Raw genomic sequence first — 13,373 nt, forward strand, 5'->3', positions numbered from 1 at the left:
AACTTAAAATTTCACCACCTGCCAGAATGCTTCCTTGGGCTGGTAGTTCTGGTCAAACAGCAGGGGGTAATCTTTGCGGCCCGGCACGGGAAAATTGTCCAGCCAGGACGAGCGGTCCGATACGTTCCAAAACGTGACGCCCGTCAAGGTACCTTTGTGCTTCCGGAAGGTATCAAAGAGCATTTTGTACTGGGCGGTTTGCTTTTTAACCATGTCCTCGGTCAGGATGCCGTCATCCGTTTCCTTTTTGGCGCGGCGCTCGTGCTCTTTCGGGTACACCGACAGGTCTAATTCTGTGACCTGAACGTCAAGCCCCAGGCTGGCAAACTTTTCAATAGACGCTTCCAACTCCTGCGAGGTAGGCTCATCAATTGACCAGTGGCCCTGCAAACCTACCCCGTGAATGGGTACTTTTTTGTCTTTCAGCTTTTTGACGATCTGAAATATTTTGTCCCGCTTGGCCGTGTTTTCCGTGTTGTAATCGTTGTAAAATAATTTCGCTTCCGGATCTACGGCATGGGCGTACTCAAATGCTTTTTCGATGTAGTCTTCGCCGATGATCTCGTAAAATTTGGAAGGCCGGTAGATACTTTCACCGCCGTCGGGTACGGCTTCATTCACTACATCCCACGCGTAGATTTTGCCTTTGTAGCGGCTCATCACGTCAGTAATGTGCTGCTTCAGGCGAGCTAAAAGTACTTCCCGGCTTACTTGGTTGCCAGAGGCATCCGTAAAAAACCAGCGGGGCGTTTGGTTATGCCAGCAAAGCGTGTGTCCGCGTACTTTCAGACCGTTCTTCTGGGCAAAATCGACGATCGCGTCCGCATCTTGCCAGAAATAACGATTCTCCTCCGGATGAATCGGGCCCATTTTCATGGCATTTTCGGGCGTGACGCTGCTGAACTGTTTTATAATTAGTTCAGCTTCCGGCCCCGTCAGATTGCGGGGAGCGACGGCTACGCCAATGGGAAAATAATCCTTATAGGCAGATTTTAAAGTAGGCTGGGCCTGAGGTTCCGCGCAGGAAAATAGCAGGGCTGCCAGCATAAGTACAGGTACGAATTTCTTGGTCATGATAAATGCAGTGATTGTTTAAATTAAAACAGTTTAACTACCTGTTATTTAAAAAGTAGCTGTGAAAATTCCATCAGATCGTGACGCCAGACGGGCCAGGTATGGCCGCCGGCGTATTCGCTGTACTGGTACTTGATTCCCATCTCATCGAATTTTTTGAGCATGATCTGGCAGTTCTGGTAGGCGATGTCTTCCTTACCTCCCATCGAGATCCATAACTCTTTCAAATTGGAATTGATGGTCTGCGCGTTGTTTTTCATAAACTCATATTGTGGATCAGACAGTTTGGTGTTGTTGGCAAACCAGCCTGAGCTGAACACCCCCAGATACGCAAATTGATCGGTGTTCTTGATGCCGGCGTACAGGGTCTGGAGTCCGCCCATGGACAGGCCCGCAAGGGCGCGATTTTGAGCATCGGTCTTCACCCGGAAACTACCTTCCACAAAAGGAATGGCGGCTACCTTCAATTCGTTTTCGAAGGCCCGCAGCACATTTTCGTTGAAGCCAGCCAAGCCTCCGCTGCTCACGTTTCCGTCCAGCATCGCCACGATCATCGGTTTGGCTTTGCTTTCGGCGATCAGGTTATCCAGAATAACGTTCGTTTTTCCCTGCGTGGCCCAGCCCCGCTGATCTTCCCCGCCGCCGTGCAACAGGTACAGCACGGGGTACTTTTCGTCCGATTGGTCGTAGCCCGGCGGCGTGTACACGTACATCTCGCGCCAGGCATTCAGGGCTTTCGAATAGTACTGCTTGATCCGGATATCGCCGTGCGGTACGTCCTTCATGGTGTAGTAGCCACTGCCCGAAAAAGGAATCTCGATCCCGCTGGCCATGCGACCCATGCCGTAGAAAGTCTCGCTGGCGGGGTCTACGACAGGTACCCCATCGATGAGCAGGGAGTAGTAATGAAATCCCCGGCTGATGGGCTCAGTCGTCACGGTCCAAAATCCGCTCGTGTCTTTGACGGCCTCGTATTTTTTACCCAGATCAAACTGTACCTTTTGCGCATCGGGGGCTTTGACCCGAAACACGACCCGATTATCGGGCAGAATTTGCGGGTACTTATTATTCCGAATATTGGTCGAGGCCGGGGTACCTAGTACGGAATAACTTGTAAATGAAGCGGTATCCACTGGCTTGAAGAGGAACTGAGAGAACATATACAGACCACTCTTCCAAACTTTGAAATCGTGTCCTCCGGGTTCGATGTAATAAATGTGCGGTACCTCGTGCTGATACAGGTAGTCGTGCGTACGCTGACTGAAACCGATCAGTCCGTCCTGATCGCCGCAAGAAATCCAAAGGAGTTTCAGCTTCTTTTTGGCTTCTTCGGGATCAGGCACCAGCTCCTGGGGTAGTTTGGTATTAGGAGCCGACGAAAAACCTCCCACCCAAGCAAATTTGTCCAGATTACCCAACCCGAAGTTCAGCGACTGACCACCGCCCATCGAAAGGCCGGCAATCGCGCGGTGTTCCTGGTCAGTGAGGGTAGGGTACTTTTTTTCGATGAAGGGAATGAGGTCATTCAGCAGGTCTTTTTCAAAGGTGGCGAAGGCCTCGACTTTGTCTTTATCAAAAACATTCCCTACGGCCCGGTCGTCTTTCATGGCCCGGCCATTGGGCATCACCACGATCATCGGTTTGATTTTCCCCTCAGCGTACAGGTTGTCCAGAATCACCTGCGGACTACCGCCTTTCAGCCATTCCTTTTCATCGCCCCCAATGCCATGCAGCAGGTACAGCACCGGGTACTTGGTTTTCTTGTCGAAGCCCGGCGGGGTATAGATCAGCGCCCGGCGGGTGGTACCTACCGTTTTGGATGGGTAGCTGATCGTGTCGATTCTGCCAGTCGCAATGCCCGTGCGTACCTGGTCAAAGCCCTTGGGTGCTTCTTTTTCAATATTTTGGGCAAAGGTACTGAGATGCAGTACCAGGAAAATGGGGAGGAGAAATCCTGATTTCTTCATATTGGTCATGGATGGATTTAGGAATTTCAATAATCCCACTTGTAAAAATTTATCTACTCGAACATGGGATCATCCCCGCTATACTTCAGGTACTTGAACGAGGCCGTACTGCCGGAAGCCTCTCCCGAAGAAGTGGCGTAAAGGCCGTAGAGACAGCCAATGAAACCACCCGCTTCTTTGGTACTAAGGAATTTGCCATCCACGTTGTCTTTCAGTACCTGCCAGTCCTTGCCATTGGTCGAGTAAGAAAACCGATAAGTATCCCCTTCCGAGGCAATGCGAATACCTACCTTTCCTGCTTTGGAAGTCAGAGGTACTTGCGCCAGTACTTCCATGCGTTTTTCCTTCGGAACACTTTTCAGTAGCTGGATTACGGGTTTGCCGTCTTCCAGCGATTTACTGACAAAATAGAAATGCTCCTCATCCTGTAAAATGACCAGTCCCGCCTTTTCCTGCGCATTGTTGGGCGAGAAGTTCAGTTCGGTTTCAGCGGTACTATGCAGGTGTTGCTGGCGCTTGCCAACGAATGCCGGATGGCCCATCTCCATCACCGTTTCGGGCTTTAATTTTAGAGTAAGTCCGTCTTTTTTAGATAGCGAATACCAGCTTTTGTCGAGCGTGCGCATGAACAGCAGCGAAGGATCCAGTGTTTTGTCGAAAGAGAGGGTATAGGAAAAGTTCCCAGCCTGGGGTAGCGCGCCTTTCTGTTTTACTTCCTTAAAATCAGCTGTGTACGCGTATTTGATTTCTTTACTATCGGGGTTGATGATCGGCCAGCCATCCTTCCATTCAACGGGCGCGATGAAAGTTTCCCGGCCCGTGTTGTAGTAATCGCCTTCGTAAGGCCGGACCGCCAGGAAAATCGCGTAGGTTTTGCCATCCGGCCCTTCCACAAACTGCGCGTGACCCGCCGACGTGATGGGGTTCTTCCGGTCTTCGGGTAGTCCTTTCTGGGTCAGGATCGGATTATTTTCATAGGGTACGTAGGGCCCCCACACGTCCTTGCTCCGGAATACGACCTCCGAATGATTGACCGAAGTACCTCCCTCAGCGGCGTAGAGGTAGTACCAGTCGTTTCTTTTCATGATATGAGGAGCTTCAATCCAGACGGGTTTTTTCGAGAGATCCACGCCCCCGTTGACCAGCTGCTTTTCCTCACCCGCTACCTTCATGTTCTTGTAATCAAACTCATACATGCGGATGGTCCGATGGCCCGAATACAGGGGTTTGTGGTCGGGCGCATCGCTGTTGTACAGGATGTAGGCCTTGTCGGTAGCTTCATCAAAGTAAATCGACGGGTCGATGCCCCGCACCTGGGGTACTTTCACCGGGTCGCTCCAGGGTCCGGCGGGATCTTTGGCCGTCGCTACAAAATTACCGTCGTGATCGATATCCGTGCAGGTGACGTAAAAAGTACCCTTGTAATAGCTGATGGCTGGCGCGAACAGGCCGCGCGTCAGGCGCTCGCCCATGAAGTCCATTTGGGAGGGCCGGTCAATGACATTGCCAATCTGCTTCCAGTTTTTCAGGTCCTTGCTGTGAAAAACGGGGATGCCGGGAAAATAGGAAAAAGTGGAATTGACCAGGTAGTAGTCACTTCCGGCGCGCACGATGCTGGGATCGGGGTAAAAGCCCGTCAGAATAGGGTTGACGAGCGTGGTCGTTTGCGCCAGAAGGGATTGACTGAGAGCCAGGCAGAGTGCCGGTATGAAAAGGACCAATACTTTTTTAGGCATGTTCATTTGTTATTCTGCTTTCACATTTTCCTTTCTGACTACCCCGAAGGCGAATTTTAAGGCTTAATCAATTCCAGGCTTCCGTCGGGTTTGCGCAACAACTCCCGTACTTTGATGTTCCGCAGGTGGGTCTTCCCTGACAGCTCCACATCGTGGTAGAAGAGGTACCATTTGCCCTCGAATTCAACGATGGAATGATGGGTGGTCCAGCCGGTCACGGGCTCCATGAAAGTACCCTGGTAGGTGAACGGACCGTAGGGGGAGTCGCTGGTGGCGTAGGCCAGGAAGTGGGTGTCGCCGGTAGAGTAAGAGAAATAGTACTTGCCGTTGTACTTGTGCATCCAGGCTCCTTCAAAAAAACGCCGGTCGTGATCGCCCGCCAGCAGCGGTTTTCCTTGTTTATCAATAATTTGCACATCCTTCACCGGTTCCGCGAAAGTGAGCATGTCGTTGCTCATCCTGGCGACCTTGGGACTGAGCGCCGGCTCATTGTCTTTGCCTAAATCCGTTTTCAGCGTGGCGTCGTACTGTCCGGTGTACCAGCGCTGAAGCTGGCCGCCCCAGATTCCGCCGAAGTACATGTAGGTAGTTCCGTCAGTATCCGTAAACACGGCCGGGTCAATGCTGAAGCTGCCGGGAATGGGCGCGGGTTCCGCTTTAAAGGGGCCCGTGGGCGATTGACTGGTCGCCACGCCCATGCGGAACACATCCTGCTTATCCTTTACCGGAAAGTAGAGGTAGTACGTATCGTTTTTGTAAGCCGCATCGGGGGCCCACATCTGACGGCCCGCCCAGGGTACATCCTTGATGTCGAGCGCTACGCCGTGGTCGGTTACCTTGCCGTCGATCTTGTCCATGGAGTACACATGGTAGTCTTTCATATTGAAGTGGCCGCCTTCGTCGTCCTCCGGCACGTTGGCCTCAATGTCGTGCGAGGGGTATATGTAAATCTTCCCGTTGAACACATGGGCCGAGGGATCTGCCGTATACAGGTCGGTGACCAGGGGCTCAGGTTTGGTCGTCGTAGTGGTTTTGGTCTGGCAAGCGCCTGAACCGAGGCCCAGCGCAACGATGGCCAGGCCGACAAACATACTATTGTGTGAGGTAGACATAGAGTTAGAGATTATTTATAACAGCGTTCTTTAATGAAAGGCTACATTTAACAGAGCTTACTTTTAACAGGCAAAATCTGAAGCAGTCAGTCTGCCAACCTGGCGACCGATTGCTTTGCGGTTTGGTGAGAAACTCAAAAAGATGCAGGAGAAAGCGTTAAGCAATCCTCCTGCATCTTGCAAACTGATGACTCTTATGTGAAATTGTTATTAGTAGCCAGTGTTTTGCGGGAAAGCCGGTCCCTCCACAACCCGGTCTATCTGCGACTGGGGAATGGGTCTCAGCATATTAAAGTCCTTGATATAGGGTGCGGCTTCAGGATTCCAGGCCTTTACACGACGAACCAGCGAGCGGGTGCGCACCAGATCGTGCCAGCGTTGCCATTCGCCGAAAAACTCACGGCTGCGTTCGTCTAGAATAAAGTCAACGGTCACATCGGCCGCCGAAATCGTCATAGCCGTTACGCCCGCCGCATTCTGAGCGGCGGAATTGGTCTTGCGAAATGCAGATCGTTGCCGTACGACATTCAACAGAGCAGCAGCCTTCGTGGCATCACCAGCTTTCAAGTAAGCTTCGGCTCCCGTCAAATACACATCTGAGAAGCGGTACAACACGACGGGTCGGGTGGAGGGGTCATTGAAGTTAGCTCCCCGGCTGGTGTCCATGAACTTCTTCAGTGCCGGGAAGATTCCGTTATTCCAGAGACTGGGAGGTACTACAATGCCTTTGAAGGGCCTTGTTCCGACGAACTGTGGTGCTCCCGCTACTTCGTAGTCGGGCAACCAGGCGGCGGTATCAACGCCAACTACGGTCGTGTAGCCAATTCCCCGCTTGTTGTTAGCAGCGGTTGCCGTGTTGGTGACCGAAGTATTGGCAATGTAAACCGTATAGAACGAGTTGGCAAAGCGCGAATCGACATTCCGGTTGGTAAAAGCCTGATCCAGGAAATAGTTTTTTCCCGCATTGTCGCCCGAAGGCCAGGTATAAGAGTTAGGGCGCATCCGTACGTAAGGACGTCCGTACTGAGAATCCCGGATCATACCGGATGTTCCGCTGTTGACGAGCGTCCCGGACGCATTCTTAAAGGAATTGATACCGCTGTTATTGGGGTAGTTCCAATTGGTAAACCAGGGCGTCAGATTCTGTGCCGCTCCGCCGCTGGCCGCTCCACCGACGGTGTAGTAGCCGTACTTGGGATCAAGCACATGGTCGCTGACAAACATAGTCTCCTTGCCATAATCGTTGGCCGGTACAAACGCATCGCCGTAGTCCTGCCACAAATCGAGGCCTGACGCTGCTTTATTGGCTATGATATTCTCACAAATGCTGGCCGCCTGCGCAAAATCAGCGGGCGTGTTGTTGAGCCAGCCCCGAGTCAGGTAAGCTTTTGCCAATAGCAACTGGGCGACGGGCTTAGTAGCCGCCTTACCCAGGAAGGGTGCGGTGGGTTTGTCGGGCAAATCGGCCGCCGCCTCGGTCAAATCCTGGATAATCAGCTTGTAGACATCCGCTGCGGGTTGCCGCGAGGCTGCCTGGGAAGGTACCGTAATGAACTCCGTGTGCAACGGAACATCCCCCCAGGTCTGCACCAGATAGAAATACCAGAACCCTCTCAAAAACTTGGCCTGCGCCAGATACTGTTTACGGGTAGCCTCCGGTAAATCGATCGTCTGCCCATACTGTAACACACCGTTCAGGGTATTGATGTCCTGGAAGGCCACGCTCCAGGCAGACCCAAAATTGCTCCCGTTGAGTCCGTTGTAGGTGTAGGCAATTCCGCTTCCAGCACTGGCAGCCTGTAAAAACTCGTCAGTTCCGGCCTGCATTTCTACCGAAAACCCTTCGGTGCCCCACTGGGAACGTATGTCGTTATAGACCCCGGAAATTCCGCCCAAAACCCCGGCAGGACTGTTGAAATAGGAAGGAACAATTTGGGATTGGGGCTGCTCCTCCAATATGTTTTTGCAGCCTGAGCTGGCGAAAACGGTTAAGCCGATGATTAACCCGATTTTTATTGTTTTCATGATGATGTCTGGAATTAGAATTTGAGGTTTAATCCGAGCGTGTATTGGCGCACAGGAGGATTGTTCAGGTTCACAGAGATCTGACGCTCCGGTGCTGCCCGTTCGCTGGCTCCCTGCGGGTTTAGTGTGGCCGAACCGGTGGCATAGCTATTCCCCTCCGGATCAACGGCCAGATTCTGGCTAACCAGCGGCGAATAAAGAATGAGCGGATTGGTTGCGTTGAGATAAATCCGGGCCGAACTGGCACCGACTTTTTTGAGCAAAGTGCTCGTAAAAGTGTACCCTAGGTTGATACTCCTGATTTTGATGAACGATCCGTCGTAGTACCCTAACGTCGATCCGAAGTAGGCTACGGCGCTGGCTGCGTCGGGTGCGGGGAAAGCATTGGTCGGGTTGTTCTCCGTCCAGTAATCCACTTTCACCTGGTTTACGCGGCTTTGGTTGAAGAAGGCAAATCCGCCCGAGCCGGTGGAATTACCCGTGAGGTAGGGTACCAGTACTTTCATACCCATCCGGGCGTAGGTCACGATGGATGCATCAAAGTTTTTAAAGCCAAACCGGTTGGTAATGCCCCCTTCCCACTTGGGCTGGAAATTGCCCAGTATCTGACGGTCGGAGGCATCAATTTTGTTGTCTCCGTTCACATCCAGCACTCTGATTTGTCCGGGGAATTGCACAGGCGAGGTTTGTTTGGCCAGCGTCCCGTTTTCCTTGTCGGCTGTTTGCCATATTCCAAGCTTTTGGTAGTCATAGATTACTGAGAGCGGCTGCCCTACAAACCAACCTGCGCCGAGGTTGGCCTTTTCGTCGGGGGTAGTCAGCTGAGTGATTTTTTCACGATTGAAAAAGTAGATAAGATCGGCACTCCAGTTGAACCCCTGCGGCTTCCTGAAAAACTCAAATGTCAGCGATGTCTCTAACCCTTTTCCCTCCGTTTTTCCGAGGTTTTTCAGAGTCGAACCGGCACCGTTGCTTGGGGGAAGCGGCACTGACAAAAGAATGTCCCTGGTTTTTTGGTGATACCAATCTACTGTACCCGTAATTCTGTTATTCAGCAGGCCAAAGTCAATACCGATGTCAACCTGAGACGTAGATTGCCAGCCCAGATCGGTAGCGGGCAGGCTTGTGACGGTATACGCCAACTGCTGCCCGGCGGTACCCAACCCAAAATTGTAATAGCCCGCCGACAAGGCGCCCAGCGTAGAATACGCCCCCACGTTCCTGTTGCCGGATATGCCCCATCCTCCCCTTAGCTTCAAATTCGAGATGACAGGGACACTTTTCATGAAGCCCTCCTCAATAATATTCCACCCGGCCCCGATGGCAGGGTAGTTGAAGTACCGGTTGGCAGGAGACAAGGTCGAAGATCCATCCCTTCTCAGGGTCATGGTCAGGAGGTAGCGGTCGTTGTAGCTGTAGTTGACGCGGCCCATGTAGGAGACAAGTCCAACTTCAGAAAAGGAGTTGCCATAATCGGAACTAGCAACTGGCTGTCCGGACGCCAGCGAAAAATTCGACGTCTTGATGTAATCTGCCGGAACCCCGGTGACCGTAAACCGGCTTCCCAGCGAATGGTTCTTGGTGATCTCATAGAGTCCGGTAAAGCCAAGCTTATGCTTTCCGGCAAAAACTTTGTCATAGTACAACAGGTGCTGCAGATTGACGTCCCAGTATTCCGTATTGTTGATTTCGGCGTTGGAAGAGGACTGCACCGTGGCCGAATTGAAATACGTAAGCGGTCCGCCGTAGCCATTGTAGTTCGACTGACTGAAATTCAGACCCGCATTGAATCGATAGCGCAGGCCATCCACAATATTCACCTCAGCGTACAGGCTGTTGAATGTCCGTAAAGAACGGGTACGGCCCAGGTAGGAGTCTTTTTTGGTAAGGATTGTCAGCGGGCTGATCCCGGCGGCATCAATCGATCCTTCGGCTGGGTTCAGGTTCACGGTACCATCCGCATTGTAGGGAGAAGCCAGCGGAGTTAGCCGCACCAGGCCGCCCGGAATACCCCCACCACCGGGGGTGTTCTGGTAGGTAACGGTATTCAGCGTGTTCAATCCGAGCTTCACATGCTTGCCAATTCGCTGGTCGATGGTGGCCCGGATGTTAAACCGCTGGAAATTTTGGCTTGGAATAATGCCCGTCTCGTTGAAGTAGCCCAGGCCCAGCGAATATTGGGTGTTTTCCACCCCTCCCTGCAAACCCAGCTGATGGTTGGTATTAAAGCCGGGTTGATAAATCAAATCCTGCCAGTTGGTCGAAACGCCCGCCGCGAGCGCTTCTTTTTCTTTCGGGGTAAGCAGGTAGCCCGAGGTACCGGGGGCCGTGCGGTTGTAGGTGGCGGCATCTTCTTTAAACTGCGCATATTCCGTGCCGTTCATGACGTTGAATTTGCCCATTATGTTGGTCACGCCATGGTAGCCGTCATAGCTAATGACCGGCTTACCTACTTTTCCGCGTTTTGTCGTTATCAAAATTACCCCGCCGGCCCCTCTCGAACCGTAAATGGCGGTGGCTGAGGCATCCTTCAAAATTTCAAGGCTGGCAATATCATTCGGGTTTATATCATTCAATCCTCCGAAGGGAATCCCGTCCACGACGACCAGGGGGCCATCCAGGCCATCCCCATTCCCGGTAGTCAAAGTCCGGTTTCCCCGGATTCTGATTTGACCCTGTGCACCCGGCGTAGCCCCATTGCTGACAATGGTAACGCCGGCAGCGCGTCCTTTCAGCTGATTGATCAGGTTGGGGGCGGGTACTTCCTTCAATGTCTCTTCGCTCACCGAAACGACCGACCCGGTAACATCCCGCTTGCGTTGCGTGCCGTAGCCTACGACCACGACCTCTTCGAGTGTCTTGTTATCGGCGGCCATCGTCACATTGACCGTCGTCTGATTGCCTACCTCCACTTCCTGTGTCGTGTAGCCAATGTAGGAGAAAATCAGCGTGATGTTGGTTCTTTCCTGGATTACCAGCTTGTATTTACCTTCGGCATCCGTACTCGTTCCCTGGGTAGTTGACTTTACCTGAATATTGACACCGGGAAGGGCGTTACCATCTTCACCAACTACCTGCCCCGAAATTTCCACAGCCAGGCTTTCTACCTGATTCACTGAGGCCGATGAGTTTGGGCCGGGAGCCGGGAGCCGGGATGGTGACGTATTTCTTTTGATGACAATCTGCTCACCCGCTACCTCGTAGCTTAAGTTCAATGGGCTTAAGACCTGATCCAGGACCTGGGAAAGCTTCTCATTGGTAGCCTGATACGAAATTTTCCGTTTTGACTGGATAATCTCCCGGCTGAATAGCAACTGAACGTGTGCCTGCTGTTCAATTATCTTCAGGAGGGTCTCCACATTCTGGTTCTGAACCTGAAAGCTTATCCGGCGATTGAGGAGTTCCTGCGCCTCGCTGTTCGCAGCGAAGCTGATATGAATCACTGAAAACGCAAACAAGATTTGAAGGCCTGACACCCTGATCATTCTGATCCAGGCCTCACGGTAATTAGAAATGTAATTCATAAGTTTGTATTGTTTGTTTTTACTTTTCTAGTAAGAATGGATAAAGCAGCCCTAACCCCCTCCTCATAGAGGGGTAACGTGTTAATCGAGGCACAAAAAATTGGGGACTTTGCAGGCGGTAGTGTCGGAAGCACTACCGCTTTTTGTCGTTTATTGTATGGCTATGGTCTACTTCATGAGCACAGGCAGGATTTGGGGTTGACTAATTAACTACAGCCGCGGCTGTGAATGACGATCTGGTTATCCACGATTTCGTAAGTCGATTCAATGGTCAGGCATATGAGCCGAATTTTTTCGAGAAAAGGTGAATCATTCAGTTGACCCGTAAACGTGCAATTTTGCAGCAGTTTGCGATCATAGCGGATGGGCATGTGATAGCTGGCTTCCAGCTCTTCAAACACCCGCGGAATAGGACTAAACTCAAAACTGAATTGCTTGGATAGTATACCTTCCAGGTGGTCATTGACGACTTCGCTTTCCTGCTTTTCGACCTTTTCCGTTTCAGCATTCAGGGTTAACTGTTCGTTAACATTCAGCAAGGACTTCTTTTCCGGAGATTTATTTGAGTACACAGCTACCGTGCCCGTTTTAACCTTTACAAATGAAGTGGTTTCGTCATCGAATGAACGAACCTGGAAACTGGTCCCCAGAACCCTCGCAGTAAAATTGGTAGCGTATACTATAAATGGTTTCTCTGGATTCTTGGAGACTTCAAAAAAGCCTTCTCCCAGCAGGTACACTTCACGCAGTAAGTTGTTCTCTCCGCTGCGAAATCTTATCTGGCTGTCAGGATACAGCAGCACGGATGAGTTTTCCGGTAGAAGTACCAACTTTGGCTGATCTGTATCGTTCTTTGCAATCTGCCATGTATTCGCCGGGGCATGATCCGCCTTGGTGATTTCCCTGTCCGGGGTACTTTCGAAAAATGGGGCTTCGAGTTGCCACCACACCAAGCCTATCAGAACTGACGCTGCCGCCAACCAGGATATCCTTTGCCAGTTCAACACTCGCTTCCCTACCCTACCAGCGCCATTTGCCTGGTTGTACACCTGCTTTGCGTTGATCTTGATTTTCTGATCCGATACGTCGACCTGTTTGCCTTGAATTACCAGATACAGCGCTACTGCCTGTTCGTAGACTTCCCTATGCTCAGGATTCCGGGCCAGCCACTCCTGCCAATACTCCCGATCCTCTGCTTTTCGATCCCTTACCCAACGCCTGAAAGCTCGATTTTCCAGAAAATCCTCAACGGTCAAAAAATCGGATGGCAAGTGATCCATTGGTACTTTTCTACTATTTTTATTGCTAGTATGGAGATTAGCCGGTCATATACCCTTCCCCGATTACTTTTTTTTAAAAAAAAGTGCAAATCGAAAAAAATAGCGGCACTGTCCACTGACTGCGGAGTTTGGAGAGGGCTTTCTGCAAAAAATTAGATACCGACTGAGGGTTGACTTGCATTACCTCGGCAATCTGGGACACCGACAAATTTTCGTAGTACCGTAAGTACAGGGCTTCCCGCTCCCGGTTGGGCAAGCCTGCCAGTTTGTTTTTCATGTGCTTGGTCAACTGCTCCAGTGATTCCTGCTGAATCATTAGCGTTTCTGAATCCAGATCACCGACTGTTGAGCCATTCCAGTCCAGTTCTTCATAGGCCATCCGTCTTTGTAACCTCAGATACTGGATGATATGACATCGCAGGGATTTCATTAAGTAGTGCTTTACAGAACCGGTATCATTTATCTGACTCCGATTTTGGTACAACTGCAGGAAAAGTTCTTGAATACAGTCCTCTACGACTGACTCATCCACCATGAATTTTGACCCATAATGCTTCAGCAAACGGTAATACCGTTCGAGCAGTTGGCCTAAGGCCTGTTTTTCTCCCTCACGGAATGAGGTCCATAAGGCAAGATCCTGGGTTGGATTATCCAT

General features: G+C 51.3%; 8 protein-coding genes. All 8 read right to left on the bottom strand.

Features of this window, described 5'->3' with window-relative positions; translation table 11 throughout:
- Positions 1 to 3 precede the first annotated feature (3 nt).
- The 8 genes from IE117_RS21855 to IE117_RS21890 all read right to left on the bottom strand — a co-directional run bounded on the left by IE117_RS21855 (position 4) and on the right by IE117_RS21890 (position 13,373).
- Positions 4 to 1,047, bottom strand: coding sequence for an endo-1,4-beta-xylanase (locus tag IE117_RS21855; RefSeq protein WP_229581320.1), 1,044 nt, complete (start codon positions 1,045 to 1,047; stop codon positions 4 to 6).
- Between the two features lie 71 nt (positions 1,048 to 1,118).
- Positions 1,119 to 3,041, bottom strand: a complete 1,923-nt coding sequence (locus tag IE117_RS21860) for an alpha/beta hydrolase-fold protein (RefSeq protein WP_189567251.1) — start codon at positions 3,039 to 3,041, stop codon at positions 1,119 to 1,121.
- Between the two features lie 53 nt (positions 3,042 to 3,094).
- Positions 3,095 to 4,777, bottom strand: a complete 1,683-nt coding sequence (locus IE117_RS21865) for a glycoside hydrolase family 43 protein (RefSeq protein WP_189567597.1) — start codon at positions 4,775 to 4,777, stop codon at positions 3,095 to 3,097.
- A 56-nt stretch (positions 4,778 to 4,833) separates the two neighbouring features.
- Complete coding sequence (locus IE117_RS21870) at positions 4,834 to 5,889, bottom strand: glycoside hydrolase family 43 protein (RefSeq protein WP_189567253.1); 1,056 nt, start codon at positions 5,887 to 5,889, stop codon at positions 4,834 to 4,836.
- Positions 5,890 to 6,099: 210 nt separating this feature from the next.
- Positions 6,100 to 7,914: a RagB/SusD family nutrient uptake outer membrane protein gene (locus IE117_RS21875; protein WP_189567255.1), complete on the bottom strand. Its 1,815-nt coding sequence runs from the start codon at positions 7,912 to 7,914 to the stop codon at positions 6,100 to 6,102.
- A 14-nt stretch (positions 7,915 to 7,928) separates the two neighbouring features.
- Positions 7,929 to 11,438, bottom strand: coding sequence for a TonB-dependent receptor (locus IE117_RS21880; protein ID WP_229581285.1), 3,510 nt, complete (start codon positions 11,436 to 11,438; stop codon positions 7,929 to 7,931).
- A 206-nt stretch (positions 11,439 to 11,644) separates the two neighbouring features.
- Positions 11,645 to 12,718 carry a FecR family protein gene (locus tag IE117_RS21885; RefSeq protein ID WP_189567257.1) on the bottom strand — a complete coding sequence of 358 codons (1,074 nt, stop codon included), beginning with the start codon at positions 12,716 to 12,718 and terminating at the stop codon, positions 11,645 to 11,647.
- 73 nt (positions 12,719 to 12,791) lie between these two features.
- A complete protein-coding gene (locus IE117_RS21890; RefSeq protein WP_189567259.1) occupies positions 12,792 to 13,373 on the bottom strand; it encodes an RNA polymerase sigma factor in 582 nt (193 codons plus the stop codon).

Source organism: Persicitalea jodogahamensis (assembly GCF_014651615.1).
Taxonomy (GTDB): domain Bacteria; phylum Bacteroidota; class Bacteroidia; order Cytophagales; family Spirosomataceae; genus Persicitalea; species Persicitalea jodogahamensis.